Genomic DNA, 26,305 nt, shown 5'->3' with positions numbered 1-26,305 from the left:
CCTGCCCGATGCAGCACACGGCGCACGACGGCCCGGTGAACCGGCGTTCGGGGCCGCGGCCCTGGGGCAGGGGGATCACGCGCGCACTCCCGGCTGCCTCCGGCGGCACGCCGCGCCAGGTACCCCGGCCCCCGCCGCAGGGCCTCGTCCGCCCGCGTTCCGGGGGATCCGGGTGTGCCCCCGCCCGGGCCAGGTGGGCGGGCGGTGTGCTGCGTCGGGCTGGGGAGTTCGGTCATCGGTCCTTGGCATATGCGAAGAACGATGATCACGGCGGACCGGTGGCGCGGCGTTCACCGGGGGAGGCGACCCCCCGACGCCGGGTTGACCGGCTTTCACCCCATCGAGTGCCGGGTGGACCGGGACCGGCCGGTGGCCGTCGCGAGCGTGCAGTACTGGCAGCCCTCCAAGGACTGCTCGTGGAGGGTGGTGGCGCGGCTTCTCGTTGGCGGACGCGGCGGCGGGGTAAAGATCCCCCAGGCCCTGCGGCAGATCGCGTGGGCGGAGGAGCGGAGGAACCGTGGCAGACAGCCGTTTCAGTGAGACCATCGCCCAGTTGGAGGCGGAGCTTCCCGGGATCGAGGCCCGGCGGCGGCGCCTGGAGGACGAGCTGACCGCCGCCGTGGCGCGCGAGAACGCCGTACGCGGCGCCATCCAGAGCCTGCAGGCCCTGGGCGGACTGCCGGCCTCGCAGGACCTCACGCCGGTGGGCGGCATTCGGGCAGAGGCGGACGCCATCATTGGGGACCAGCCGCAGCATTTGGCGGCTGAAACCGGGGCGGCGCCGGACGGGGGCCGGGAGCAGGCCGAGAAGACCGACACGGGCACGGACACGGTCACGAAGACGGCGAAGAAGGCCACCGTCAAGAAGGCGCCGCCCGCGAAGAAGACCACCGCGAAGAAGGCGGCGCCCGCGAGGAAAGCCACCGCGAAGAAGGCCGCGGCCGAGAAGACCGCCGGCGGCGCGCGGCCGCGCACCACGGTGAAGAAGACGGCCGCGACCCGGAACACCAGGCCGGTGCGGACCGGCGCGGAGCCGGGTCCCGAGGTGAGCGAAACGGCTGCTTCCGTGCCGGGGCGGCGAACGACCGGTGCCACGTCCGAGACCGTGCTGGCCGTGCTGGCCGACGCCCAGGAAGCTCTGCGCGCCCGGGAGGTGACCGCCCGGCTGGGAATCGAGGAGTCGGAGGACAACGTGAAGGCGGTGCGCACCATGTTGGAGCGCCTGGCCAAGGCCGGCCGGGCGCAGCGCCCGGGCCGTGGCCTGTACGCGCAACTGGAGGGCTGACCCGCGGGCCCAGCCGTGCCGACGGCCGTTCGCGCATCCGAGATGCCGGGAGGCCGCCCCTGTGGGCGGCGGCCTCGTGTGCCGTCCCGGGGCCTCGGCAGCCTAGGAACGGGGAGCAACGGGCGGGCCCGTCCCTGGTCAGAGACCCCGTACAACCGGTGTGCTCAAGTGTTCGGTCACTGCCTCCATCGGGGCCGGCGCGTGGGTTCAGTAGACGTCCGCGAGGCGGCACGGCCCGTGGACGGACGGGCAGAGCTCGGCCGGGTGGTCCGGGTCCTCCCGCGGCGGAAGCTCGACCACCGACGAATCGGGGTCGGGCGTCGGCTCGACGGCGTAGCGGTACTGGACGACGGTGATCGCCCTGCCCGCGCCGAGGTCGACCGTCCGCTGGTGCAACGGCCCGAACCGGCTCCCCCCGCCCTGCAGCACGACCTGCCCGGTGTCGACGGGGAAGACCGTGAAGTAGGAGGGCTGCCGCAGGCCGCCGATCGTCGACGGGCTCTGCCCGGAGGTGTAGGACGCGATCGAGCCGTAGGAGAGTCCCGTGGTCAGGTTGCCGTTGACGCGGCTGATCGAGGCGAGGCACAGGTAGGAGTCGTCTCTCAACCACATCACGTCCGCCCGGTCGTGGGCGTCCTCGCTGCGGTCGAGCACCGCGAGGTTCGCCAGGGTGGGGGCGGGGCAGGGCTGTGGCGGGTCCTTGGCCAGCTGGTCCACGATCCACTGCGCCGATGCCGGGGCGGGCTCGGGCAGCACCACGGGGTGTGCCGTCACCGTCGGGGTCGCTGTCGGGGTCGCCGCCGCGGCGGTCATCGCCGTTGCCGTGGATGCGGCTGCCCCTGTGCCGCCCTGCCCGGTGCAGGCCGCCGCCCCCAGTGCCAGCACCACCACCGCAGCCACTGCCGCGCCCCCGCGCCGTGCCGTACGCCCCATCATGCAACCCCGTCATCTCGTATGCCCCCGAAACGTTCGATCACATCCTGCCCGATCCGGCGGGGACGGCCTCCCGCCCACCGAGGGTCCAGGCAGGCCAGGCCGATCTCGTGAAGCGGTGGATGAGGTGGATGACATCCCGCACAGTGTCCTCGTCCGCCTGCACGACGAACGGACCTCCGGTGCAGGACATCAGCCGGGCGGCGGCGCCGGGTGGCGGGGCTCCGGATGGCGGGGTCGGCGTTGGGGGATTCCGAGGTGAGTGAGGACCGCGAGGACGCGGCGGTCGCCGCTGTCCTCGGGCGGGAGGCCGAGCTTCATGAAGATGTTCCCGACGTGCTTGTGCACGGCCCGTTCGGTCACCACGAGGCGGTCGGCGATCTCGGAGTTGCCGTACCCCTGCGCCATCATCGCGAGCACCTCGCGTTCGCGCTCGGTCAGCCGGGACAGTGGGTTGCTGCGGGCCGCGAGCAGCTGGCGGACCACGTCGGGGTCCAGCGCGGTGCCGCCGGCCGCGACGCGGTGCAGCGCGTCGAGGAAGTCGTCGACGCGGGCGATCCGGTCCTTGAGCAGGTACCCGACGCCGGTGCCGTCGTCGAGGAGTTCCCGGGCGTAGGTGTCCTCGACGTACTGGGACAGGACGAGGACCGGCAGGCCTGGCAGACGCTCCCGGGCACGCAGCGCGGCCCGGATGCCCTCGTCGGTGAAGGACGGCGGGAGACGGACGTCCACGATCGCCACGTCCGGCCCGTGGGTCAGGACGGCCTCCACGAAGGACCCGGCCTCCCCCGTGGTGGCGAGCACCTGGTGCCCGAGAGCCTCCAGCAGCGCGGTGAGTCCCTGGGCGAGCAGCGCGTTGTCCTCGGCGATCACGATCCGCACGGGCACTCCACGGTGATCACGGTGGGGCCGCCGGGCGGGCTCTGGACGCGCAGTGTGCCGTCGACCGCCTCGATGCGCTGCCGCATGCCGCGCAGTCCGGTGCCGCCGCGCTCGGCCGCGCCGCCGCGGCCGTCGTCGGTGATCTCCGCGCGGAGCGTGCCCCCGGTCCGGGCCAGGGTCACCGAGACCGATCCGGCCCCGGCGTGCTTGGCCGCGTTGGTGAGCGCCTCGGTGATCGCGAAGTAGACGGCCACCTCGGTCCGCGCCGGCAGGGCGCCGGGCCCTCCCGGTCCGCCGGGTCCGCCGGGTCCGCCGGGTCCGCCGGGTCCGCCGGGTCCGCCGAGGTTGCCGAGGTCGACGGTGGCGGGCACCGGGCAGCGGGCAACGACCGCGGCGACCGCACCGGCGAGGCCCCGGTCGGCGAGGACCGGCGGGTAGACGGAGCGCAGCACGTCGCGAAGCTCGGCCATCGCCTCCTCGGCGCCCTCCCGGGCCCGGGTCAACAACGGGCCCACCGCGCCGGGATCGGTGCTCAACGTCCTCTCGGCGAGGCCGAGTTGCATGGCCAGAGACACCAGTCGGGCCTGGGTGCCGTCGTGCAGGTCGCGTTCGATGCGACGCAGTTCGTCGCCGTGCGCGTCGAGCGCCCCGGTGCGGGTCCGGTCCAGCGTCGACACGCGCTCGGCGAGGACCACGGCGGCCGAGGGGGCGAGCAGCCGGCGGCTCACGGACGCCGCCAGCCGGGCGAGCAGCGGCGGGCCGTACAGGGCGAGCAGCACGCTGAGCAGGAGCTGCGGCACTCCGGCGTAGAGCGCGGATCCCCAGCTGTCGATCGGGATGTTCAGGAGCAGCCTGATCGGGTCGTCCGCCGGGAACAGCCACCACAGGCAGCCGAGCACGAGCGCGGCTGCCGGAAACAGGAAAAGCGCCGTGCCGAGCAGTCCGAGCGCGGCGTGGACGGGCACAGCGGCGGCCGCCCACCGCAGATCGCGGCCGGTCGCCGGGTCCGACAGCACCGCCACCAGGCCGCGTCCCGCGTGCGGCTCGGCCGGTGGCGTTGGCGCCGCCCACCGTCCCAGCCGGGCGCGTTCGCCATCGGCCAGCCGGCGCAGCAGCCGCAGCTCGTGCGGCAGGACGAGCAGTCCCGCACCGACCAGGCACAGGACCGCCGAGTAGATCAGGACGGGCACCAGCACGACCAGGGCCAGGGCCTGGACGAACACGGTCGCGCAGTACCCGGCGGCCCGAGCGCTACGCGCCGCGCGTGCTCGTGTGGTTGACGAGTCGTTCACACCGACCAGTCTTGCCCCTTCGCGGCCCCGGGCGCAGTGGAGCGTGCTACACCATTGATCGACGAGCCTGCGCGATCGCCCGGGCGGCCCGTGGTTCGTAGCGTCACAGCCATGAAACCGACGAGTGCTTCTGGCCACTCCCGCTCCGATCTCCCCCTCTTCCTGACGATCAGTTTCGTCGGCGCGTGGCTCGCCATGGTGCCGCTGTGGGCGGAGGGCCTGCGCCGTACCAGCGCCGGGCAGGGCACGCCCCGGATCGCGGCGCTGTGCATGATCCTGATGATGCTGGTGCCGGCGCTGACCGCGTTCGGCCTCACCGTGCGCGGACTCGGACCGCGCCGGGCCGCGCGGGTCCTCGGGCTCGCCAGGGCCAATCCGTGGCGGCACGAACTGCGGTCCGTCGCCGTCGGGTTGATGATCCCGGTGATCCTCACCGCCGCCGGTCTGGCGCTGGCCACGCTCGCGGGCCGGTACGCCCCCGCGCATCTGCCGGGGCCCGCAACGGTCGTGCCGCTGGTGCTGAGTGCGTTGCTGTCCGTACCGCTGTACTTCGGCGAGGAACTCGGCTGGCAGGGCTACCTGTTGCCGCGGCTGCTCGGCGTGGGCAGGATCCGGGGCCTGCTGCTCGGCGGCGCGATCTGGGGGGCGTGGCACGTGCCGATGACGGCGCTCGGCGGAAGCTACCCCGGCCATTCGATCCTGCTGGGCATACCCGTGGCCGTGGTCACTGCCACGCTGCTCGGAACGGTGATCGCCACGATCCGGCTGTCCACCGGGTCGGTCTGGGCGGCTGTCGCGGCACACCTGTGCCTCAACGAGTTCACACTGCCCCTCACCCGCGCAGTGTCGGGCCGCACGGTCGACCCGCTGTTTGCCGGGCCGCTGAGCATCTCGACCTGGCCGGTCACCGCACTCGCCGTACTGGGCGTCTGGCTCGCCGGCCGACGGTATGCCAGGCTGCGCGGACGCCTGCCCGCGCCGCAGGAGCAGCCCACCTCATCCCGGTAGCGCCGGCCACCGATCACCCCGTGCAGGCCGTCGGGCAGAGCGCACTGCAGCTCGCAGCGGCGATCCGTCTCCGTCGGCGCGCAGCATCAGGTTGCCGGGATCTCGTCTCCGCTCCTGCTCTGCGCGCCGACTCTCCTGCTCTTCCTCCTCTCTGACGCTCCGGTGCGGTTCAGAGGCGCAGGACGATGAGGGCGGTGTCGTCGGTGAGCCCGGCGGGTGGGACGAGGTCGGTCAGGAGGGCGTCGGCGAGGGTTTCGGGGTCGGCGTGGCGGTGGCGGGTGAGGGAGCGGGCGAGCCGGGTCAGGCCGGTGTCGATGTCCTCGCGGCGGCGTTCGATGAGGCCGTCGGTGTACAGAACGAGGACGGAGCCCTCGGTGAAGGCGGTACGGGTCTGGGGGCGGGCGACGTGTTCGGGGCGGGCACCGAGCGGGGGGTCGGTGGCCTGGTCGAGGAAGGTGACGGTGCCGTCGGGCCGGCACAGGGCGGGCGGCGGGTGGCCGGCACTGCTGTAGGTGAGCGCGTGGTCGGTCCAGTCCACGAAGACCGATACGGCGGTGGTGTTCTCCGCCCCGTCCACGGAGCGGGCGTACAGGCCGAGGACTTCCAGGGCCTGGGCGGGGCCCGAGGCGACCCGGGAGGCGGCGGACAGGGCGCTGCGCAGCTGTCCCATGACGCCGGCGGCGACGAGACCGTGGCCGACGACGTCGCCGACCGCGACGGCGACCGCGGTGCGGGCGGTGCCGGGCAGGTCTGCGAGGTCGTACCAGTCGCCGCAGACGTTGAGGGCTCCGGTCGCGGGCCGGTAGCGTACGGCGGCGCGGTGGTGCCCGAGTGGCTGGGGCGCGGGGAGCATGGCCTCCTGCAGGTGGAGGGCGACCTCGCGTTCGCGGGCGTGGGCCTGGCGCAGGCGTTCGTTGACGTCCTGGAGTTCGCGGGCGCGGGTGTAGAGCTCGGCTTCCAGGACCCGAGTGCGGTCGCCGCCGCGGTTGCCGCGGGCCTTGATGAGTTCGGTGACCTCCTCGACGCGGTGCAGCAGCAGTGCCACGGTTCCGTCCGGGGCGAGGACGGCGGTGTTGACCGGGCTCCAGTAGCGTTCCTGCCACACGCCGGGGCGCTCGGCGTCCTCGACGTCGTAGCGCTGCATGGCCATGGTGTCGCGCTCGCCGGTGGCGGCGACGCGCCGAAGCGAGGCGTGCAGGTTGCGTACCCCGGTGGCCGCCGGATCGTTGGGATTGTCGGGGAAGACATCGAACAGGTAGCGGCCGACCAGTTGATCGCGCGTGCGCCCGGACAAGGCCAGGTACGCCGCGTTGGCGCCCGCGTAGACCAGGTCGGTGGTCAGCAGGGCGACGGCGCCCGGCAGGGCCTGGAACACGGCCTGGTAGTCGATGACGGGTCCGTCCACACTTCACCTGCCGTCCCTCGCCGCTCTCCGATCAAGGAGTGCTACCAACGATAGGCACGGGCACCCGGGACGGCCCGCTCGTGCCGGCTGGGCCGTTCGGGGGCCGTTCGGCCCCGTTGCGGGGGCCCGGCTCATCCGCCGGGCCGTGGGGCGGCGGAGCACCGGACGCATGAACGGCACCGGTCCACGCCTGCCCGCGACGCTCGGGCGCGCGGACTGCATGGAACTCCTGCACGGGGGCGGCTACGGGCGGGTAGCCGTCAATGAGCAGGCCGTGCCGGTGATGGTGCCGCCGACCTGCTGCTCGCGCTTCGCTGCGCCGTTGCCCGTCTGTCGTCGGTCTGTCGTCGTGGTCCGGCTGTCGTGCGGCGTTGCCCGCTTGCCGTTGTCCGGCCCCGCTGGTCGCCGTCCGGCGCGCAGCCGGTCGTGATCAGGTGTGCCCGATCGATGGCAGCCGTGCTGCGCCCCCGGGCGGCCCAGCGGGTGAGGTCGTTGTCTGCGGCGTCAACTCCGCTGCTGTTCGGCGTAACGTACCAGCGGTCCTGGAGCGTGCTTGGGGGTGACATCAGTTGAGAGGAGACCTTTCGGTGGGGGACACACCTGCGGACTTCCTGGAGTTCGCCCATGCCCGCAGCGACCAGCTCTTCCGCACGGCATGCCTGCTCACCGGCGACCGGCACCTGGCCGAGGACCTCGTGCAGGAGACGCTCGCGAAGATGTACCGGTCATGGCGGCGGATCGACCGTTCGCAGGCACCGGTCGCCTACGCCCACACCGTGCTGGTGCGCACGTTCACCTCGTACCGCCGCCGGCGCAGCGCCCAGGAGCGTCCGGTCGGCCGGCTTCCGGAGAGTGCACAGGCCGGGGGTGGTGACCCGGAGCTGCGACTGGCCCTGCTGGACGGGCTCGCACGGCTCGCCCCTGGAGACTGGGCGGTGCTGGTGCTGCGGTACTGGGAGGACCGGTCCGTCGAGGAGACCGCGCGGATGATGCGGGTGAGCGCGGGGGTCGTACGCGCGCGCAGCCTGCGGTCGCTGCGGAGACTGCGGGCCGTACTCGGCGACGAGCTGTTCGCCGACGTGGCACACCTGTGACCGGACGTGAACTCGGTACCCCCGCCCCCTGGAAGGAGAGCACCATGAGCCCCGATCAGCAGTCCGGCCGACGCCTGCACGAGGCGATGCAGCACAGCTCCCGCGCGTTCGGCCCGCACCGTGCCGACCTCGTTCTCCGCGCCGCCGCGCGAGGCCGCCGGCTCCGCCTCGTCCGCCGGGCCCAGATCGCCGTCGGGGCCGCTGCCGTCGCCGGGGCAGCCGTTCTGGGAGCCGTGCAGCTCTCGCCGGCAACCGTGTCCGCCCCCCGCCGGCCGGTACCCCGACGCCGACTCCGACGGCCGTCCCCACGACGACAGCCGCGCCCGCCCCGCCGCGGGTGCCGTCCGCCGCCCCGCCCGCCGGCGGCCCCCGCTCGGGCCAGCTCTCGGCGCAGCTGGCGGCCTTCCTGCCCCCGGGTGAGGTCACCCGGGTCTCCGCCACCGGGGCCTTCGAGGACGGACGCGTCACGTACGGCCAGGCCGGGACGGCCATGGGTACCGTCCTCTACGACGACGGGCTCGGCCGGGCCTCCGTCGGCGTGTGGCTCGCCGACAACGCCCCGCGCACTCCGACGTGCGATGCGGGTCCGTGGCTGTCCTGCGAAATCCTCGCGGACGGCACCAGTGTCCGGGCCGAGAAGACCAGACTGACGAGCGGCTACCTGCTCTGGTCCGTGCTCGTTCTGTACGCGGACGGCCGGCAGGTCAAGGTGAACGAGTTCAACACCGACCACATCCCGGAGAACGCGACGACCGCCAGTCCCACTCGGGCCGACCCCCCACTGACCGTGGATCAGCTGCGGGCCATCGCGCTCAGCCCGCACTGGGGCCGCTGAGCCTCAGCGAGCGACGGGGACGCGGCGGTTGTTGCTCTCCCGCCGTCGCCCTCGCCGCCTCGTCGGCTGCTGCTCGCCTCCCTCGCTGTCGGCGGCACCTTCGACGGCCCGGCGAACCGCACCGGTGGCGACGCCGACCCGGTGTTCCGGCCCGGCGCCTGGCCGTGCAAGCAGGACAAGGCCCGCTCCGAGGGGAAGCTGACCGACCAGCAGACCGCCGTGCTCCTGGACGCGCAGGTTCCGGCCGCGGGGCCCCGGCCCCGGGCCCGGCGCTTCCGGGCCGCCGCCGTGCGACGGCGCCCGATCACCTCTTCTGACCCAAGCTGCACAGAACCTCCGGGCACGGATGACGAGGGCTTGGGCACTCAGATGCTGTTGGCGATGCGCTCGTGGTCCCGTTCGCCCTCGCGGGTCTGGATGCCGGCGGCGAGGAGCTTGTGGGCGAGCTCGGTGACCTCATCGCCGAACGCCGCGAACAGGCCCTCGTTCTCAACGGCGTACGCCGCATGCGGAATCGGCGGCGCGACCGCGTCGACCGCGGCCTTCGTGACGGCGATCACCTCCGGCCGGAGGCCGGCGATCCGTCGGGCGAGGGTGTCGACGAAGGAATCGAGTTCTGCGGCGGGCAGGGCGCGGTTGATCAGGCCGTACCGTTCCGCGAGCTCCGCACCCACGAGTTCGGCGCCGAGGATGAGCTCCAGCGCGCGGGCCCTTCCTGCCAGGCGCGTCATGTTCACCGTGCCGCCGCCTCCGGGGAGGATCCCCATCAAGGACTCCGGCTGCCCCTGCCCGGACTTGCCGATTGCCGCGAATCGCATGTCCAGGTACATGAAGAACTCGTTGCCCGCGCCGCGCGCGAAGCCCGCCAGCTTGCCGATGGTGACCTGCGGCAGCGAGCGGACCTCCTCGCTCATCGCCTGGAGGATGTTCAGGCCTTCCGGGACGGTCATGCCCGGCGCGGCCGCGATCGCAGCGCGAGTGGCTGCAGGCAGCGCGTCAGGGTCGGTGAGGTACGCCATGTCACCGTGCGCAACGAAGAACTCCGGGTCAGCGCTCTCGAAGACGATGACGCGGACGTCGTCGTCGTCCCGCACACGTGCGACGAATGCCCGGAGTGACGGCAGGAGGACCGCGTCCATCAGATTGAGCGGCGGGTGATCGATCGTCACTGTCGCGACCCCGTCCGAGACGTCGATCGTCAGGGCGGGAAGGTCGTCGTAGCTCATGAGGTGGCTCCATATCGCGGTGAGGGACGGTCCGTGACCGGGCCGCCGGCTGGGGCAGTGTCACGAATCTCAGCATCACGACTGACACTGAGTATCAGATTAGGAACCTGTATCCGAATAAGCAAACAAGTGTGTCGGAGTACACTCGCCCCCATGAGCGCAGCGCCAGTCGGTACCCGCGAGATCAGCCGCCACGCGGTGCGAGCAGAGCTGGCCCGCGTCGCGTTCAACCGGTTCTGCCTCACGGGCTTCGACCAGGTCACCTTCGCCGACCTCTCCGAAGCCGCCGGAGTGTCGCGGAGCACCTTCCTGCGCTACTTCGGCACCAAGGAAGACGTGGTCCTGTTCGTCTTCGACCCCGTCGGTGGCGTCATCACTGACGCGCTCGATGCCGAGCGGGCCAACCAGGACGACTGGAGCAGGCTGCGCAACGCCCTGGAGTCAGCCGTGAGGTTCCTCGTGGGCGACGTTCAGGAACTCGTGACGATCCTCGGCCTCATTGAGCAGACCCCGGCCCTGTGCGCACGCCTCCACGAGAAGCAGGCCGAATGGCGACCGGAGATCGCCGCCCGACTGCAGGAGACGACCTCCTCGACCGACGGGTCATCGGTCATCGCCACCGTTCGCGTAGCGGCGGCGCTCGAAATCCTGTGGATCGTCCTCGGGCAATGGGCTGCGAGCGACGGCCAGGAGGACCTCGGCAAGCTGCTGGACGCTGCGTTCGCCGCCTTCTCGACCCCGGCATGCCGGCAGACGGACGCTCCGTCGTAAAGGGCCGAAGCGGCGGCTTCCTCGGCGGTGCCCCGAAACGGGCATCGACGCCTAAGAGTTGACCAGATGCCCACGTGGGGGTTCCCGGGCACCGACCGCGCTCCGGGGCCGCATCTCCGCCCCGTCGCCCGATTGCGTTCGTGACGGCCCGTCGCCCGGCGGGCCGCCACGGTTCGGCGGTCCCCGGCCCCCCGGACCGGCTGCGCACCGCGCTCGCACCTCGCCGCCAAGGCCGTGCCGGTCAGCCGGCACGCGCACGAGGCGGCCGCGCTCGATCCGGACTGCCGCACGTGGCCGTTCCGCAGCACCGAGCAACCGCACGCGATCCGCGTGGCGAGCGGATCCACCCCGTCAGGCCGTCCGGCAGGGCCCGTGGGGGGAGTGGGCACCCGGGGCGGCGGCTCGACGGAGGGCGCGTGCGAGGATCACCAGCCATGGAGAACTGGGCCGATCTGACCGTCACCGAGCAGGTGCTGATGCGCCGGGCCGTCTCGGGGTACCGGACGGCGGGAGTTCCGCAGCACGTCGCGGCGGTGCTGCGCTGGTCGGGCTCGCCGCACGTCCCGGCGCTGCGCGGGCCGACGATCGAGGAGCAGCGGGCACGGGTGCCCGAGCTGGCCGCGGCGACGCTGCGGTTGGTCGGTGCGGGGTGGCTGACGGTGCGTCGCAGCAGCCCGATGGTGCAGGCGGCGGACGATCCGGTGCTGTCCGGGCCGGAGTCGGAACGGCTGTTGGCCGATCCGGTGACGTGGCTCCACGGACCGGTCGGCGACACGGTCCTGACCCTCCGGGCGTCCGGTGAGGGCCACGCCCGGTGGGAGGCGGAGGCGTACCCGCGCGGCGGCGAGGACGGGCGGATGCCGGCGGAGCTCACCGAGGAGGAGGAAGCCGTCCTGGTCTGCGGAATGGAGGCGAGCGGCTGGCTGACCGGCCCCTTCGGGATCTTCGCCGACCTTCCGGCGGAGCTGACGGCGGACGGGCGACGGGCCTTCGTGGAGGCGGAGACCGCACCGCTGGCCCGGTTCGTGGCCGACGGCACGATCGAGGTGCACCACGTGGCCCGCCCGGATTCCGACGACTTCACGGTGATCCCGCTCGATCGCCTGGTGGAGGCCTTCGGCGACCGGGAGTTGCGCTGCGACGACACCGACGAGTGGGGCATCGGCTTCACCTGCGCGCTCACCCAGTCCCTCGCGAACGCGCTGCGCTAGGTACAGAACTGCTGGACGTCGGTGACACATGGCCGGCGACTCCTCACCGCCCGTTCCCGCAGGCCTGCGCTACGACACCGCCGATTGACCGGGGCCGACCGAGCACGACCGGCCGGCCATCGGCCAGGCCGGACCGGTCGGCGTCACCGCGGGCCGCGGGCCGCGGGCCCCTGCTGTTCGCGGTTCGCCGGGCCGTGTCAGCCGGTGGTGTGCGGGGGCAGGAGGAGTTCCGCGAGCAGGCCGACGCCGGGGGCAGCGGAGAGTTGTGCGGTGCCTCCGTGGAGTTCGGCGACCCAGCGGACGATGGCGAGGCCGGTGCCGGTGCCGGTGCTCGTGGTTCCGGTGACGCGGCGTTCGAAGACCCGTTCCCGGTCCTTGGCCGGCACGCCGGGTCCGTGGTCCCGGACGGCGATGCGGCCGGCGGTGACGCTCACCTCGACCGGGGTGCCGCCGCCGTGCCGCAGCGCGTTCTCCACGAGGTTGCGGACGGCCTGGGCGAGCAGTTCGGGGTCGCCGTTGACGATGGCGGCCTCGGTGGTGACGGTGACGCGGGTGCTGTCCGGCAGTTCCTCGACGGTCTGCTCGACCAGCTGGTCGAGTCGCAGCAGGGTGAGCTCGATCTCCTGGGTGCCGGCCTCGACGCGGGCCCGGGCCAGCAGCCCGGTGACCAGCCGGCCCAGGCGGTCGACGAGGCGGACCGCCTCGTCGAGGGCGGCGGGTGCCCGGGCGGGTGAGACGGCGCCGCTTTCGATCACCAGGCGCAGGGTGGCCAGCGGGGTGCGCAGTTCGTGCGCGGCCTCGGCGAGGAACTGTTCCTGCCGGTCGAGTCCGCGCAGCGCGGGTCGCATGGCCCGCCCGGACAGGAGGTGCCCGATGGCCGCGGCGGCCAGCACCAGGGCCGTGCAGCCCAGGGCGAGCCGGCGTACCAGGCGGTCGTGCGCGGCCTGGCTTTCGGCGGGGTCGGCTCCGACCAGCACGGCGGCGCCGATCCGGTCGCCGTCCCAGACGGGGGCGGCGGCCCACTGGACCTCCCGGCCGCCGGCCTCCACGGAGACGAAGACGGTCTCCTGGTCGTGCTCGACCTGCTTCCAGATCTCGTCCAGCCCGGCCTGGTCGGGAAGAGCGGCCCGCTCGGTGGGCGCGTGTCGGACCTGGGGCCGTTCGGGCGCGGGTGCCTGGATGACGGCGAGCCGTTCCGCGCTCAGCGCCAGGTCGTCCTCCGCCAGGGCGTCGAGGTGCAGGACACCGGCGTCGTAGTAGAGGGTGCGGGCGAGGCCGTCGGCCCGCCGGCCGACGCCGTTGTCGAGGTCGTTCGTGCGGGACCGGTCATCGGTGCGTACGGCCAGGACGGAGAGGACCAGCAGACACAGAGCGGTCGTCGCGGCGAAGAGCAGGGTCGTCGCCCACCGGACGCGGTGCAGGCGCGCGACGGCGGGACTGGACGGCGTCACAGGTCCGTGGCGGGGTCGGCGAGCCGGTAGCCGACGCCGCGTACGGTCGAGATGGGATCGGGTGGGCCCAGTTTGCGGCGCAGCTGGCCGATGAGGACGTCGACGACGTTGGAGAGTGGTTCGGTCTGCTCGTCCCAGCAGCGTTCGATGAGGTCGGTGCGGGTGACCACCTCGCCGGCGCGCAGCATCAGGACCTCCAGGACCGCGAACTCCTTGGCGGTGAGGGTGAGCAGGACGCCGTCGCGTCGGACCCTGCGGCGGGGCAGGTCGAGTTCCAGGTTGCCGACGCGCAGTTCCGGCAGTCGTGCGGGCTGGGCGCGGCGGCACAGGGTGCGGACGCGGGCGTCGAGTTCGGCGAAGGCGAAGGGCTTGACGAGGTAGTCGTCGGCGCCGTGCTCGAATCCGGCCACGCGGTCGCTGACCGCGTCGAGGGCGGTGAGCAGCAGGACCGGCAGGGTGGAACCGGCCTTGCGCTGGGCGGCCAGGAGGGTGAGGGCGTCCCCGTCGGGCAGGCTGCGGTCGGCGACCAGGCAGTCGTAGGTGTTGACGGCGAGTTTGAAGTCGGCGTCGGCGAGATCGGTGGCGAAGTCGACGGCGAAGCCTGCCTCACGCAGACTCCGGGTGATCACGGGGCCGAGCTCGGGGTCGTCCTCAAGGACAAGTACTCGCATGGCGGGCGAGCCTACTGGGTCGAAAACCACACGAACGCCGGGGTGGCCGCGATCGAGGGGATGTACCCGCCCGTCGGGCGTCACTCGAACAGCGGGAGCCCGCTGACCGGCGTCCGCTCCCGGGGGCTGCTGAGCTGCATCCGCCGGCGCTGGGACGGGCCGCGGTGGACGGGGATCCGCAGGCAACGTCGGGTGCCGCGGCTTCCTCATGATCGCCTCATGCACCGACCGGCAGTCTGTGGGCATGGCAAAGATTCGTATGCGTAAGCGCTTCATCGGCATGACCGCTGCCGGCCTGGCAGCCACCGTGGTCGCCGTCTACTGTGTCCAGTCCGCGCAGGGCGCGGACACTCTCGCGGCAAGCGGTCCGCGGGCGGTGGTGCGCGTCGACCAGGTCGGCTACACGCCCGGTGAGGCCAAGCAGGCCTACCTCATGACCTCGGTCTCCGCGCCCAAGGCGACCTTCCGGGTCCTCGACGCCTCCGGGAAGGAGATCCTCAAGGGCAAGGTCGGAGCGTCCACCGGCGGCTGGAACAGCACGTACAAGGCGGTCCACACCCTGGACCTGTCCGCTCTGACCGAGCCCGGTGACTACCGGGTCGAGGTGTCCGGGCCCGTCAAGGCGGTCTCCCCGACGTTCCGCATCGCCGTGGCGGCCGACCTCTTCGGCAAGCTCATCCAGGACAACGTCCGTTTCTTCCAGGCCCAGCGCGACGGTGCCGACGTCATCCCCACGGAACTGCGGCGCAAGCCGTCCCACCTGGCGGACCGCCAGGCCGCGGTCTATGACACCCCCGCCTACGCGGAGGACGAGACGGTGCTGACCGCGCCCCTCAAGCGTGTCGCCGGCCCGGTCGACGTCTCGGGCGGCTGGAACGATGCCGGCGACTTCCTCAAGTTCACCCACACTGCCTCGTACTCCACCGCGAGTCTCCTGCTCGCGCACCGCACCGCATCCGTCGGCGGGAAGGAGCTGGCCGCCGAGGCGCGCCACGGCCTGGACTGGCTCGACAAGATGTGGGACGACACGTCGCGCACCCTCTACGTCCAGGTCGGGCTCGGCAAGGGCGACAGCGACGACGGCAGCGGCAAGATCCGCTCCGACCACGACGTGTGGCGCCTGCCGGAGGCCGACGACGCCCTCGACGTCAAGCCCGGCGACCCCGACTACCTGATCAAGCACCGGCCGGTCTTCCGCGCTGCGGCCCCCGGCAAGCCGATCAGCCCGAACCTCGCCGGACGCGTCGCCGCCACCTTCGCGCTGGCCGCCCAGCTCGACGCCGCCGAGGACCCCGAGCGGGCACACGAGGAACTTGAGAAGGCCGCACACATCTACGCCCTCGCGAACACCGACCCGGGCGACCGGCTGGTCACCGCCTTCCCCCACGGCTTCTACCCCGAGGCGTCCTGGCAGGACGACATGGAGTTCGGCGCCGCCGAACTCGCCCTCGCCGCGAAGGCCCTGGACGACAAGCGCGCGGCCGAGTGGACCAGGCAGGCCGGACACTGGGCCAAGCAGTACGTCACCTCCGACAGCCTCGGTACCCTCGGGCTCGGCGACGTCAGCGCCCTCGCCCACGCCGATCTCGCCCGCCTGCTCGACGACGGAACCGGCCGCACCGAAGTGACACGCGAGCAGCTCGCCGCCGACCTCAGGCGCCAGCTCGACGACGGAAGCTCCCGCGCCGCCCGCGACCCCTTCCGGGCCGGCGCCGTCTACACCGACTTCGACTCCGTGCCCCACACCTTCGGCCTCGCCGCCACCGCCCAGCTCTACCACCAGGTCACCGGCGACGCCCGCTACGCCGCGTTCGCCACCCAGCAGCGCAACTGGGCCCTGGGTGCCAACGCGTGGGGTTCCTCCTTCGTCATCGGTGCCGGAACCACCTTCCCGCACTGCCCCGAACACCAGGCCGCCAACCTCGCCGGCGACCTCACCGGAGACGGCGACATCCTCCTCGGCGGCGTCGTCAACGGCCCCAACGCGGCCGACAAGCTCAAGGACCTCAACTCCTTCCCCACCATGCGGGCCTGCCCGACGAACCAGAGCAACCCCTTCGCCGCCTTCGACGGCCGCGGCAGCGGCTTCATGGACCACGTCGGCGCCTGGCAGACCGTCGAATCCGCCGACGACTTCACCGCCACCGCCCTGCTCGCCTTCACCCTCGCCACCGCACCCCGGGCCGACCGCGTCAAGTCCAACTGATCGTGCAGGGGCGGCCCTGGCCGGGGTGGCGCCGCCGGCAGCCTCGCAGGGGCGGGCGGCGGCGCCCTCGGGCCCGCCGTCGGGTCAGGCCGGGCGCGGTGTTGCCTTCGCGGTGCGTTTGCCGAGCAGGCCGGCGAGCAGCATGACGAGCACGCCGGTCCCGGCGCCGCACGCCGTCCACAGCACCCGGTAGCCCTCGGTCGCGTAGTCGGACGGCTGCTGAAGGTCCACCAGGACAAGGACGCTCGCGGCAATGGCCGCACAGTAGAACGCGTAGTTCCAGAAGCGGACCGCCGCCCCGTGCATGAACAGGACGAGCGCGACCACTTCGAGCCCGCGGTCGACCGCGAACAGCCTGAGGCCGTGCTCGCTGGTGGGGATCAGCAGGAGCAACGTCGCCGCGACGGCGCCGATCACGGCGCCCAGGAGCCGCTGCGCGGCGACGAGGGTGCTCTGTTCCAGACTCGGTTTCATGGCGACCATGGCTGCGATCGGCATCCAGGAGCCGTGCGTCAGGTCCAGTCCGAACGCGAGTGCGACGGTGCCGCCGATGACCAGGGCGCGGATCACCGCGAACACGGTCATCGGCGGGGTCAGCTTCCGCCGCGAGGTGTCACCGGGGAGTTCCGCGACCGGCTGCGGCCGGTCCCGGCGCCCGTGGATCAGCCACCCGGCGAAGGTCACCAGGATCCACAGCAGCGACCCGCCTGCCCACGAGGCCGCCTGGGCCCACGGGTAGCTGGTGACGCGGGAGGCGTGGTGCAAGCCGACCGCGAGGGACGTGGCGACGATGAACCAGATGTTGAGGAGCATGGCGTTCACGAACCTCCGCACCCCGAAGGCGGCCGTCAGGCCCGCCAGCAGAGTGACCGCGAAGGCCGCCAGCGCCAGCCAGCCCCAAGCCTGACCGCCGAGGGCGAATGCCAGCGCCGTCAGTCCGGCGCCGACCAGCGAGAAGAGGGCGATGTGCCACGCACGGGTACCGAAGCTGCCTCCCGGGTCCTCCAGCGCTGCGAACAACAACCCGAACACCGCGCTGAGCAGGTACTCCTCGTGCCCGATCGCCCAGAAGACGATCAGTGGCACCAGCGCGACGTCGAGGAACATGACGGCTCGCGGCCAGTTCAGGCCCACGGGCCGGAGTTCGAAGACGTGCGACAGCCAGGTCGAGGCTCTCCCTCGGTGAGGGCGTCGTGTTTCTCGTCCGGTGGTGCCGGCCATGACTTCCTCTCTCGCCCAAGTCGTTCGGTGTTCCTTCTCAGTGGCGGAAACCGACGCGCTCGTCCTCGTGCCGACGGCCCTGCTCCGGCCGCTCGATCGCCCGGAGCATGTCGTCGGGGACCAGGTCGCGTGGAGGAACGGCGCGATGAACGCGCCCTGGACCGGGCCGCAGACCACGTCGGGCCGCTCCTCCCTGGACTGGCCCGCCGCCTTCCGCCGGTCCCGCCGGCGCCACTTCAGGGCGGGGCCGCACAGCATCGCCGCCTCGCTGGAGCCGGTGGTCGAGCAGCCGACCGGCCCCGCCGGGCAAGGGCTCGGCAGGGGCCCGTCGTGCGCCTGTCGGTGCGGCCGGGTGTCCCGGTCAGGGGCTCACCGTGACGGTGGTGGTTTCGGGGTTGCCGCTGTTGCCCTGGTAGACGGTGTCGCCGCTGTAGACGGCCGTGATGACGTGCGGGCCGGTGGACTTGAGGAAGACGACGCGCCCCGCGGCGGCGCAGTTCCGGAGGTTGAGGACCAGGCGTGCGGTGCCGAGGTCGGTGCCGGTCGTGGTGTCGGTGAACGTCACGGTGCCGGTGGGCGGGGTCGTGGCGCCCGTGTCGGCGGGGCAGACCAGGTCGTCGAGCACCACCGGCCGGCCGAGCCGGACCTGCTGGGGAATCGGGATCAGGTGCGTGTTCACCGGTTTGCCCGGGGTGAGGTAGCTGATGGTGATGCCCGCGGCCGCGCTGGTCACCGTGGGGCCGGTGCCGCCGGCGGGGACCAGGGACGAGCCGCCGCCGCCACCGCCCGCGTTCCCGGTCGGGGTGACCGAGATGTTGCCGCCGCCGCCTCCGCCGTAGTAGCCGGCGCCGCCTGCGCCCCCCGTCAGGCTGGGGCCTGGACCGCCGCCGGTGCCGCCGGTGCCGAGCGTTCCGGGGCCGCCGAACTGCTGCCCGCCGGCCCCGCCCTGAGTGGCCGTGCCTGCCCCGCCTCCGGTTCCGCCGCTGCAACCCCCGTCCGTGCCCGCCTGGCCGGCGTCGCTGCCCGGGCCTGCCGGGCACCCGAGGCTCTGCACCAGACCGGCTCCACCGCCGCCCGCGGCCACGATGAGGCGGGAGTCGGTGGTGGTGAGGGGGGTGGTGTCGGGTTGGGTGCGGATGTCGGAGGCTCCGCCTCCGCCGCCGCCGAAGTGGGTGCTGCCACCGCCGTTGAACCCGCCGGTGCACTGGGACGACGGGTAACAGGAGCCGTTGTTGGTGGCGTTGCCGCCGACTTCGACATAGAGGGTCTGTCCGCCGGACAGTCCGGTGAGCGTGCCCGAAACCTGGGCGCCCCGGCCCCCGGGCGTGTTGTTGAGACCTTCCAGGCCGCCGGCCGCGCCGATCGCCGTGACGTTCACCTGGCTGACACCGGCCGGGACGGTGAACGTCTGCTCGGCGCCGGTGAAGGCGAACGTACAGGTGGTGGTGGGGCCGGACACAGTACAGGTGCCCTGCGCATGGGCGGGCACCGACAGTGCCACCGGCGCTACGGCCGTGGCGCAGAACACGGCGGCCGCCGCAGCCGACGCCCGGCCCCTTCGCCCGGCCGAACCCGCACGATGCCCCGCAGCGGGCCGGCCGACGGCCCCCGACAGTGAGAACGTCACGCTCAACTCCAGAAGACGGAAGAAGGTCCCGGCGAGGGATCGCCTTCCGCCACTGTCGATCAAGCGACCAGCAGCAGCGGCCCATCCCGAACTGACACACTGCCGGTTCACACCGACGGTCCCCCGCCTGCGGCGCGGCCTGGGGGGTGGCTGCCGGAGGCCGTTGGTGTCGCCCGTCGCCCGTCGTCCGTTGTCCGTCGTCCGTCGTCCGTCGCCCGGAACGGACCCCCGGCGCGGGCCCCGGAGTTGGCGAGGATGCGGCTGAGCGTCAGCTCGTCGGCGTTGGCCCACACGGCCTGGCTGTAGTGGCGGCGGTTGTCGTTCAGGTGGTCCAGGACGGTCTGCGGCACGTTCCCGCCGCGCACGTAGAAGCCGATCGAGGAGACGTAGGTGCGGCTGTCGGACTTCACCGTCGTGCCGAACAGCCCGCAGATGGCCGTGCCGCCGGCGTCCTCGGTCAGGTCGGGTGCGACGGTGGTGGTCGCGGCGATCCCGAAGTTGGCCACGCCCGAGGTCATGGTCAGGCGCAGCCCCTGCGGGTATCGCCGGCAGCATGACCGCCGGTGGCTTGTCGATGGCCTTCGGCTCCACCCTTCGTGCCCCGCACGGCGGAATCCGGGTGCACCCGCTGATCGGCAGCCCGTTCCTGTACGTGGTCGCGGCGGGCACGGCGGTCACCACGGCGGCGGTGGTGGTGCTGCTCAAGGGGATGCGGAAGCCCGTCGACCGGACGGCTGCGGTCTCCGCCGTCGCCGGGAAGCAGCCGGCCGCCGTCTGACCGGCGGGCCGTGAGCTGCGTCCGGGGTGATCCGGTGAGCCGGAGTCCGGATCCGGGGCGCCCGCTCCTTCGAGCGGGCGCCCCGGAGGCCGTGTCCGCCCCGGCGGGGCGAGTGCGGCCTCGGGTCCGTCAGTGTTGCAGGGTGAGGATGCCGGGGCGCCAGGGGAGCTGGTCGTAGGGGCCGGTGGCGGTGGGGGACTTGCCCTGGTAGAGGAGCTGGAGGTTGCAGGGGTCGATGGTCATGGTCTGGTCGGGGTTGTCGCGGACGAGGTCGCCGTGGCTGATGTCGTCGGTCCAGGTGGCGCCGCTGTTGGCCCTGCCGGCGAAGGGGCTGTTCTCGCCGGCGGCCTGCGGGGTCCAGGTGCCGTTCAGGCTGGTGGCGGTGAAGGAGCGGAAGTAGCGCTGCTCGGTGGCGCCGCGGGCCTCGACGATCATCAGGTACTGGTTCTGGCCCTTGACCTTGTAGACCTGGGGTGCCTCGAAGAGGTTCTTCACGGTGTCGGTCATGACCGTGGTGTACGAGGAGCCGAAGTTGCCCGGGAAGTTCCCGATCGGCATGCTCGCCCGGTAGATGCTGCCGTTGTCGCCGGCGAAGAACAGGTACATGTTCTGGTCGTCGCCGATCAGGGTCTGGTCGATCGGGGCGACACCGCCCGGGAGGCCGCCGGTGAACAGCGGCTGCGGTGCGGACCAGCCGTTGGGGTTGGTCGGGTCACTGGAGGTGCGGTAGATGAACGGCCACTGGCCCCACTGGTAGGCGAGCACCCAGATGTTCTTCGGCGCGAAGTAGAACAGGGTGGGTGCCACCGCGTTCTGGTTCATCCCGGTCTGGGGGGCCGAGGCCATGTCCGACCAGTTGGTGAAGGGAGCGAACGCCATCGAACCGTACGAGGAGCCGTTCACGTTCGAGGCGTAGACCAGGTGCTTGCCCTGGTACACCACGTCGGTGAAGTCCTTCAGCGCGCCCCACCCGTTCGCGGGCTGCGCCAGCGCACCCGTGGACGACCAGTGGTACGTCGACGGAAGAGCACACGAGCCAGCCGGCGGCGTCGGTGCCGGAGTCGACGAACCGGACGACCTGACGTTCCAGTGCTGGTTGGTGGCGCCCCAGGAGTCCCAGATCTGGACGGGAGTGCCGTTGGCGGTCTGGTTGCCGGGGGTCTCAAGGGCTCGGCCGCTGGCGACGTTGGTCAGCGTGTACGAGCCGTCGCCGTTCCTGGCGGCCTTCCAGTGCTGGTTGGCGCCGGTGTTGGAGTCCCAGACCTGCATCCGCGTCCCGTTGGCGGTCCGGCCCCCGGGTTCGTCCAGGACCCGGCCGCTGGCGACGTTGGTCAGGGTGTAGGAGCTGTCCGTGTTCTTTGTGGCGCGCCACTGCTGGTTGGTGGCGCCGCTGGCGTCCCAGACCTGGAGTGGCGTGCCGTTGCCGTTCTGTCCCGCGGGCTCGTCGAGGACGCGACCGGAGGCCACGCCGGAGAGCGTGTAGACGGCGCCGGGGGTGATGCCGCCGTCCGGGGTGCCGCCGCCGGCGCTGCCCAGGGTGGTGAGCACCGCGTTGTGGGCGGGCTTCCCGTTGCCGTTGTCGTCGAACAGCAGCGGGTTCTCACCGGTGCGCCACGAGTCCCTGTCACGGATGCCCCACACGGTCATGCCCGTGCAGCGAGGGACGTTGAGGCAGTCCTGGACGGCGTTGGTGTACGCCGTGGTGGACGCCTGGGCGATGTCGAGTTCGGTGATCTGGACGTCCACGCCCAGCGCGGCGAAGCTGGACAAGGTGGTCTGGAAGCTGGTCGGCGGGCCGCTCGCGGCGAAGTGGCTCTGGAAGCCGACGCAGTCGATGGGTACGCCGCGGGACTTGAAGTCCTTGACCATGTCGAAGACGCCCTGGGTTTTGGCGTCGGACCAGTTCTCGATGTTGTAGTCGTTGTAGCAGAGCTTGGCCGCGGGGTCGGCGGTGCGCGCGGTGCGGAAGGCCTCCTCGATGAAGCCGTCGCCCAGCACGTTCTGGAACACCGAGTCGCGGTGCCGGCCGCTGCCGCCGTCGGCGAACGCCTCGTTGACCACGTCCCAGGCGTAGATCTTGCCCTTGTAGTGGCTCATCTCCTGGGTGATGTGGTTGGCCATCACGCTGCGCAGGGTGTTGGGGTCGGTGGTGGACTTGACCCAGTCGGGCAGCTGGGAGTGCCAGACCAGGGTGTGGCCGCGCACGCGCTGGCCGTGCGCGGAGGCGTGGCTGACGATCGAGTCGGCGGGAGCGAAGTCGAACGACCCGCGAGAGGGCTCGACGGTGTCCCACTTCATCTCGTTCTCCGGCGTGACCATGGTGAATTCCCGGTCGAGAAGGCTGGAGTACGTCGAGTCGCCGAGTCGGCCCGACGCCACCGCCGTGCCGAAGTAGCGGCCGCTGCCGGCCGCTGCCGCACCGAGTGCGGTCGGCGTGCCGGCATTCGGTGTGCGTGCGGCCTGGGCCACCAGCGGCACGGCGACACCCACGGCGGCGAGCACCACGGCGGTGGCGATCAGGCGGCGGGTTGCCGGACGGCGGCGATGAGAGCGGTTCTGATCTGGCAAAGGCTTGTCCTTCTGGCGTGATGGGCCTCGGTACCGGCCCTGGTCACCCGTCAGTTGCCGCCATGCGCGGAGAGGTTGCCGTGATCTCGGAGAATCTTTCGTCGAGCCGCCACCCGGAAGGAGCGCACCCGGAAGGAGCGCACCCGGAAGGAGCGCGAAGGCCGGGCGCACCGGTACGCCGACCGCCACCAGCGCCAACGGAATGCCCATGACCAGCCCACGCCTGCGGTTCGCCGGCGGGGCGGCGTGCGTCGTTGCCCTCATTCCCGTCCAATCGGTGGATCGACTCGACCTTGCACTGCCCGGTGGGCGCCGGGAACGGAAAGGTCGCCGGGCCGGCGCAGGTTTCTTCCCGGTGTTCTCCCGGGGCCGGCCCGGGGGCGGGCGGCGCAGGTCCCCGCCCGCCCACGGGCCGTGCCGGTCAGGACGGGTCGCCGTAGACCACGCCGCGGCCGTAGCCTCCGAAGTACACCCGGCCGTAGACGTCGGGGTCGCCGGAGATGACGTTGATGACGCTCCCGCCGAACTGGTGCTGGTCGTCGTTGATCCGGACCCAGGTCGAGCCGCCGTCGGTGGAGCGGAACAGGCCGATGACGCCCTTGACCTTCCCGCTCAGGTAGAGGGCCTGGCCCGGGCCCGGGGCACCGACCGGCCGCCCGCATCGGCCCCCACAGACCGGCCGCTCGCCGCGGCCCCCATCGACCGGGAGGTCGGCGAATGATGGCCAACGCCCTGCTGACCCGCCTGCGCGGGCAGATCCCGCTGCTGGTCACCGCGGTCCTGCTGCTGTCGATGTTCGGCGTCGGCTCGGTGCGCTACGACGGCTTCTTCTCCGGCCAGGTCGTGCTCAACCTGCTGATCGACAACGCGTTCCTGCTGGTCGTCGCGGTCGGCATGACCTTCGTGGTGCTGACCGGCGGCATCGACCTGTCGGTCGGCGCGGTGGTGGCGCTGTCCACCATGGTCTCCGCCTGGCTGGTCGAGCAGCACGGCTGGCCGCCGCTGCTGGTGATACCGCTGGTCCTGCTGATGGGCACCGCGGGCGGCTGGCTGATGGGCTGGGTCATCCACGTCTTCGAGATCCAGCCGTTCATCGTCACCCTGGCCGGCATGTTCCTGGCCCGCGGCCTGTGCTACACGATCAGCGTCGACTCGATCTCCATCACCGACCCGCAGTACACCGCCGTGGCGCAGACCCGGATCCCGCTCGGCAGCCTGTTCGTCTCGCCGAGCGCGGTCATCGCGCTGCTGGTGGTCGCCGTCGGATTCGTGGTGCTCCACCACACCCGGCTCGGCCGCAACGTGTACGCGCTCGGCGGCAGCGAGCAGTCGGCACTGCTGATGGGGCTGCCGGTCCAGCGCACCAGGACCACCGTCTACGCGATCAGCGGCTTCTGCTCGGCGCTCGGCGGCGTCCTGCTCACCTTCTACATGCTGTCCGGCTACGGCCTTCACGCGGTGGGCCTGGAACTCGACGCGATCGCCGCGGTGGTCATCGGCGGTACCCTGCTGACCGGCGGCTCCGGCTACCTGCTGGGCACCCTGCTGGGCGTTCTGGTGCTCGGGCTGATCCAGACCGTGATCAGCTTCCAGGGCACCCTCAGCTCCTGGTGGACCCGTATCGTCATCGGCGCCCTGCTGTTCGTCTTCATCGTCCTGCAACGCCTGATCACCGCCCGCCGCCCCCGACCGTGAGACGCCCTTGACCGGCGTCGCCGCCGCCCGGCCACCACGCGTGGCCGGGCGGCTGATGCTTGTGCAGGGTGTCGAAGCAGTTCGCGCTGGACGAGCGGGTACGCCGCGGCCGCCGACCCGCGGCCACTCCAGCCGCCGCGCATGCCACAGACCCGGGCCTGGAGCAGCAGCCCGACGTGCGCAACGGCTGGTGCGCCGACGTGGCGAAGGTGGGCCGGAGCAGAGAATTACTTGACATCCTCAACTGTTCAGTCCTACCGTTCACGCGTTACTTAATGATGTGAACCATCGAGTGACTCAACACTTCCTGCGAGGAGCACCACCCATGAAGGCCATCACCTACCGCAGCTACGGCGGACCGGACGTCCTGGAGTACGGGGACGTGCCCGAGCCCAAGCTCGGCCCGGACTCCGTCCTGGTCCGAGTGGCGGCGGCATCGGTCAACCCGGTCGACTGGAAGATCCAGGCCGGTTACCTCGACGCTGCGATGGACGTGGTTTTCCCCGTGATCCCGGGCTGGGACGTCGCCGGTGTCGTGGAGCGGGTCGGCGTCGGAGTCACCGAGTTCGCGCCGGGCGACGAGGTGATCGGCTACGTCCGCGAGGACATGGTGCGCCGCGGCACCTTCGCCGAGTACGTCGCCGCACCCGTACGCACCCTCGCCCGCAAGCCCGCCAACCTCGACTTCGCCCAGGCCGCCGGTCTGCCGCTGGCCGGCCTCACCGCCTACCAGGCGCTGACCCGCGCCCTGGAACTCGTGCCCGGCGAGACCGTGCTGGTCCACGCGGCCGCCGGCGGGGTCGGCTCGCTCGCCGTCCAGATCGCCGTCGCCCTCGGTGCCCGGGTGATCGGCACCGGCAGCGATCGCAACCACGACTACCTGCGCAGTCTCGGCGCCGAGCCGGTGGCCTACGGCGAGGGCCTGGCCGACCGCGTCCGCGCGCTGGCGCCGGAGGGTGTCGACGCCGTACTCGACCTGGTGGGCGGCGAAGCCCTCCGGATCTCGCCGGCGCTGCTCGCCGAGGGCGGCCGCCTCGCCTCCGTCGCCGACGGCGCCGTCCTCTCCCTCGGCGGGCGCTACGTCTTCGTGCGCCCCGACGCCGCCGACCTCACCGCCCTGACCGACCTCGCCGAGAGCGGCCGGCTCACCGTCGAGGTCGCGGCGACGTTCCCCCTGGAGCAGGCGGCCGACGCCCAGCGCCTCAACGCCGCCGGCCACACCCGCGGCAAGATCGTCGTCACCACTCCCTGACCCCCGCCCGAACCCTCCTCACCAGGACCGTCCAGCCCACCCGGAAGGACCCGCCGTGTCCCTCGTCGTGATCACCGACTGGCTCGCCGACACCGGCGCCGAGCAGCACGTCGCCGACCTGCTCCCCGCCATCACCGAGGCCGCGCTCACCGAGCCCGGCGTGCTGTCCTTCCGGGTGGTCCGCTCCCTGCGCGACCAGGGCGCCTTCGTCGTCTTCGCCGAGTACGAGGACGAGAGCGCGCTCGCCGCCCACCGGGAGAGCGCGCCCTACCGGCGACTGGTCCTCGCCGGCATCACCCCCCACCTCATCGACCGCCAGGCCGAGGCCTACGCCCTCGTCTGACGCGAGCCGCCGACCCGCTGCGCAACCCTCGGCGAGCCGCAGCGGATCCGGTCCGGCGCGCCCGAGGCCGTCGAGGTCACGGTGCTTCAGCAGGGTGAACTCGCGGGGCACCTGGACCAACATCCTGACCGGCGACCAGGTCACCGGCCCGCGCTGGGTGCGCGAACAGCACGGCTTCCACGCCCTGCCGCTGCTCGCCCGCCCGGACACCGTCATCCCGTTCGGGGCGGACGACCAGCGCCCGGTCTCCGCCCGGGCCGAGGGCGTCGAACTGCGGGTGCACGCCTTCGCCGACGGCGCCGAGCGCACCGTCGTGATCCCGGACACCGAGGGCCCCGGCGAGAGCGCCCGCTTCCGGCTGCGCCGCACCGGGGACCGCCTGCGGGTGACCACCGACAGCCCGCACCCCTGGCAGCCGCGGATCGGCGGCCCGGACGGCACGCTGCACGTCAGCCCGGCCGGCACCCGGGAGGCCGAACTGCCCTACCCGGCCTGAGCCCGGCCCCGCCGCGAGGTCACGCGCCACCGAGCCGTGGCGCGTGACCCCGGCC

At 72.4% G+C, this 26,305-nt stretch carries 23 protein-coding genes and 1 pseudogene; 12 read left to right on the top strand and 12 right to left on the bottom strand.

Annotated features, from left to right (window positions below):
- Nucleotides 1-517: 517 nt before the first annotated feature.
- Nucleotides 518-1,285: a hypothetical protein gene (locus ACZ7KX_RS25625; RefSeq protein WP_470328490.1), complete on the top strand. Its 768-nt coding sequence runs from the start codon at nt 518-520 to the stop codon at nt 1,283-1,285.
- 207 nt (nt 1,286-1,492) lie between these two features.
- Here the strand turns inward: ACZ7KX_RS25625 and ACZ7KX_RS25620 are convergent, their stop codons facing one another.
- From ACZ7KX_RS25620 to ACZ7KX_RS25605, 4 genes and pseudogenes are all read right to left on the bottom strand, one after another.
- Nucleotides 1,493-2,059, bottom strand: a complete 567-nt coding sequence (locus tag ACZ7KX_RS25620; RefSeq protein ID WP_470328489.1) for a hypothetical protein — start codon at nt 2,057-2,059, stop codon at nt 1,493-1,495.
- 203 nt (nt 2,060-2,262) lie between these two features.
- Nucleotides 2,263-2,384 (bottom strand): annotated as a pseudogene (locus ACZ7KX_RS25615) (IS630 family transposase); the annotation flags it as partial.
- Nucleotides 2,385-2,410: 26 nt separating this feature from the next.
- Entirely contained in the window at nt 2,411-3,100 is a 690-nt protein-coding gene (locus ACZ7KX_RS25610; RefSeq protein WP_470328488.1) for a LuxR C-terminal-related transcriptional regulator, read from the bottom strand.
- On the bottom strand, nt 3,088-4,323 hold the full coding sequence (locus tag ACZ7KX_RS25605) for a sensor histidine kinase (protein ID WP_470328487.1): 1,236 nt from the start codon (nt 4,321-4,323) through the stop codon (nt 3,088-3,090). The genes ACZ7KX_RS25610 and ACZ7KX_RS25605 overlap by 13 nt, the downstream gene beginning before the upstream one ends.
- A 123-nt stretch (nt 4,324-4,446) precedes the next feature.
- On the opposite strand from ACZ7KX_RS25605, the gene ACZ7KX_RS25600 reads away from it, so the two are divergent.
- On the top strand, nt 4,447-5,400 hold the full coding sequence (locus ACZ7KX_RS25600) for a CPBP family intramembrane glutamic endopeptidase (protein ID WP_470328486.1): 954 nt from the start codon (nt 4,447-4,449) through the stop codon (nt 5,398-5,400).
- Nucleotides 5,401-5,569: 169 nt separating this feature from the next.
- Here ACZ7KX_RS25600 and ACZ7KX_RS25595 read toward each other — a convergent pair whose 3' ends face one another.
- Entirely contained in the window at nt 5,570-6,805 is a 1,236-nt protein-coding gene (locus ACZ7KX_RS25595; RefSeq protein WP_470328485.1) for a PP2C family protein-serine/threonine phosphatase, read from the bottom strand.
- A gap of 587 nt (nt 6,806-7,392) precedes the next feature.
- On the opposite strand from ACZ7KX_RS25595, the gene ACZ7KX_RS25590 reads away from it, so the two are divergent.
- Together ACZ7KX_RS25590 and ACZ7KX_RS25585 are read left to right on the top strand one after the other, a co-directional pair.
- Complete coding sequence (locus ACZ7KX_RS25590; protein WP_470328484.1) at nt 7,393-7,899, top strand: SigE family RNA polymerase sigma factor; 507 nt, start codon at nt 7,393-7,395, stop codon at nt 7,897-7,899.
- A 337-nt stretch (nt 7,900-8,236) separates the two neighbouring features.
- Nucleotides 8,237-8,734, top strand: a complete 498-nt coding sequence (locus ACZ7KX_RS25585) for a hypothetical protein (RefSeq protein ID WP_470328483.1) — start codon at nt 8,237-8,239, stop codon at nt 8,732-8,734.
- Between the two features lie 365 nt (nt 8,735-9,099).
- Here ACZ7KX_RS25585 and ACZ7KX_RS25580 read toward each other — a convergent pair whose 3' ends face one another.
- The gene (locus ACZ7KX_RS25580) at nt 9,100-9,960 is read right to left on the bottom strand and encodes an enoyl-CoA hydratase/isomerase family protein (RefSeq protein ID WP_470328482.1); all 861 of its coding nucleotides are present in this window, start codon (nt 9,958-9,960) and stop codon (nt 9,100-9,102) included.
- 153 nt (nt 9,961-10,113) lie between these two features.
- Here ACZ7KX_RS25580 and ACZ7KX_RS25575 point away from each other — a divergent pair, with 153 nt between their 5' ends.
- Nucleotides 10,114-10,731, top strand: coding sequence for a TetR family transcriptional regulator (locus ACZ7KX_RS25575; protein WP_470328481.1), 618 nt, complete (start codon nt 10,114-10,116; stop codon nt 10,729-10,731).
- A gap of 434 nt (nt 10,732-11,165) precedes the next feature.
- Nucleotides 11,166-11,942: a hypothetical protein gene (locus ACZ7KX_RS25570; RefSeq protein ID WP_470328480.1), complete on the top strand. Its 777-nt coding sequence runs from the start codon at nt 11,166-11,168 to the stop codon at nt 11,940-11,942.
- 197 nt (nt 11,943-12,139) lie between these two features.
- Here the strand turns inward: ACZ7KX_RS25570 and ACZ7KX_RS25565 are convergent, their stop codons facing one another.
- Together ACZ7KX_RS25565 and ACZ7KX_RS25560 are read right to left on the bottom strand one after the other, a co-directional pair.
- On the bottom strand, nt 12,140-13,393 hold the full coding sequence (locus ACZ7KX_RS25565; protein ID WP_470328479.1) for a sensor histidine kinase: 1,254 nt from the start codon (nt 13,391-13,393) through the stop codon (nt 12,140-12,142).
- Nucleotides 13,390-14,064: a winged helix-turn-helix domain-containing protein gene (locus ACZ7KX_RS25560; RefSeq protein ID WP_470328478.1), complete on the bottom strand. Its 675-nt coding sequence runs from the start codon at nt 14,062-14,064 to the stop codon at nt 13,390-13,392. The genes ACZ7KX_RS25565 and ACZ7KX_RS25560 overlap by 4 nt, the downstream gene beginning before the upstream one ends.
- A gap of 244 nt (nt 14,065-14,308) precedes the next feature.
- On the opposite strand from ACZ7KX_RS25560, the gene ACZ7KX_RS25555 reads away from it, so the two are divergent.
- Entirely contained in the window at nt 14,309-16,270 is a 1,962-nt protein-coding gene (locus tag ACZ7KX_RS25555; protein WP_470328477.1) for a glycoside hydrolase family 9 protein, read from the top strand.
- Between the two features lie 84 nt (nt 16,271-16,354).
- On the opposite strand, the gene ACZ7KX_RS25550 is transcribed toward ACZ7KX_RS25555, so the two are convergent.
- The 3 genes from ACZ7KX_RS25550 to ACZ7KX_RS25540 form a co-directional block, all read right to left on the bottom strand.
- Nucleotides 16,355-17,404, bottom strand: coding sequence for an FUSC family protein (locus ACZ7KX_RS25550; RefSeq protein WP_470328476.1), 1,050 nt, complete (start codon nt 17,402-17,404; stop codon nt 16,355-16,357).
- A gap of 448 nt (nt 17,405-17,852) precedes the next feature.
- Nucleotides 17,853-18,950 carry a glycine-rich protein gene (locus ACZ7KX_RS25545; protein WP_470328475.1) on the bottom strand — a complete coding sequence of 366 codons (1,098 nt, stop codon included), beginning with the start codon at nt 18,948-18,950 and terminating at the stop codon, nt 17,853-17,855.
- 275 nt (nt 18,951-19,225) lie between these two features.
- Complete coding sequence (locus tag ACZ7KX_RS25540) at nt 19,226-19,636, bottom strand: hypothetical protein (protein ID WP_470328474.1); 411 nt, start codon at nt 19,634-19,636, stop codon at nt 19,226-19,228.
- A 35-nt stretch (nt 19,637-19,671) separates the two neighbouring features.
- Here ACZ7KX_RS25540 and ACZ7KX_RS25535 point away from each other — a divergent pair, with 35 nt between their 5' ends.
- On the top strand, nt 19,672-19,896 hold the full coding sequence (locus ACZ7KX_RS25535) for a hypothetical protein (protein WP_470328473.1): 225 nt from the start codon (nt 19,672-19,674) through the stop codon (nt 19,894-19,896).
- A gap of 129 nt (nt 19,897-20,025) precedes the next feature.
- Here ACZ7KX_RS25535 and ACZ7KX_RS25530 read toward each other — a convergent pair whose 3' ends face one another.
- Nucleotides 20,026-22,416, bottom strand: coding sequence for a non-reducing end alpha-L-arabinofuranosidase family hydrolase (locus ACZ7KX_RS25530; RefSeq protein ID WP_470328660.1), 2,391 nt, complete (start codon nt 22,414-22,416; stop codon nt 20,026-20,028).
- Nucleotides 22,417-23,184: 768 nt separating this feature from the next.
- Between ACZ7KX_RS25530 and yjfF the strand changes: the two genes are divergently transcribed.
- The 4 genes from yjfF (at nt 23,185) to ACZ7KX_RS25510 (ending at nt 26,250) form a co-directional block, all read left to right on the top strand.
- Nucleotides 23,185-24,159, top strand: coding sequence for a galactofuranose ABC transporter, permease protein YjfF (yjfF, locus tag ACZ7KX_RS25525; RefSeq protein WP_470328659.1), 975 nt, complete (start codon nt 23,185-23,187; stop codon nt 24,157-24,159).
- 325 nt (nt 24,160-24,484) lie between these two features.
- Nucleotides 24,485-25,411: an NADP-dependent oxidoreductase gene (locus ACZ7KX_RS25520; RefSeq protein WP_470328472.1), complete on the top strand. Its 927-nt coding sequence runs from the start codon at nt 24,485-24,487 to the stop codon at nt 25,409-25,411.
- 55 nt (nt 25,412-25,466) lie between these two features.
- Nucleotides 25,467-25,754, top strand: a complete 288-nt coding sequence (locus tag ACZ7KX_RS25515) for an antibiotic biosynthesis monooxygenase family protein (protein ID WP_470328471.1) — start codon at nt 25,467-25,469, stop codon at nt 25,752-25,754.
- A 94-nt stretch (nt 25,755-25,848) separates the two neighbouring features.
- Complete coding sequence (locus tag ACZ7KX_RS25510; protein WP_470328470.1) at nt 25,849-26,250, top strand: hypothetical protein; 402 nt, start codon at nt 25,849-25,851, stop codon at nt 26,248-26,250.
- Nucleotides 26,251-26,305: the final 55 nt, after the last annotated feature.

The sequence above is a fragment of the Kitasatospora sp. NPDC038210 genome (genome assembly GCF_055600605.1).
This window is presented reverse-complemented; position numbering and strand designations above follow the sequence as displayed.

Coding starts and splice junctions, on each gene's coding strand:
- yjfF (WP_470328659.1), top strand. CDS start 23,185: ATGGCCAACGCCCTGCTGACCCGCCTGCGCGGGCAGATCCCGCTGCTG.
- ACZ7KX_RS25555 (WP_470328477.1), top strand. CDS start 14,309: ATGGCAAAGATTCGTATGCGTAAGCGCTTCATCGGCATGACCGCTGCC.
- ACZ7KX_RS25540 (WP_470328474.1), bottom strand. CDS start 19,636: ATGACCTCGGGCGTGGCCAACTTCGGGATCGCCGCGACCACCACCGTC.
- ACZ7KX_RS25570 (WP_470328480.1), top strand. CDS start 11,166: ATGGAGAACTGGGCCGATCTGACCGTCACCGAGCAGGTGCTGATGCGC.
- ACZ7KX_RS25535 (WP_470328473.1), top strand. CDS start 19,672: ATGACCGCCGGTGGCTTGTCGATGGCCTTCGGCTCCACCCTTCGTGCC.
- ACZ7KX_RS25560 (WP_470328478.1), bottom strand. CDS start 14,064: ATGCGAGTACTTGTCCTTGAGGACGACCCCGAGCTCGGCCCCGTGATC.
- ACZ7KX_RS25575 (WP_470328481.1), top strand. CDS start 10,114: ATGAGCGCAGCGCCAGTCGGTACCCGCGAGATCAGCCGCCACGCGGTG.
- ACZ7KX_RS25520 (WP_470328472.1), top strand. CDS start 24,485: ATGAAGGCCATCACCTACCGCAGCTACGGCGGACCGGACGTCCTGGAG.
- ACZ7KX_RS25580 (WP_470328482.1), bottom strand. CDS start 9,960: ATGAGCTACGACGACCTTCCCGCCCTGACGATCGACGTCTCGGACGGG.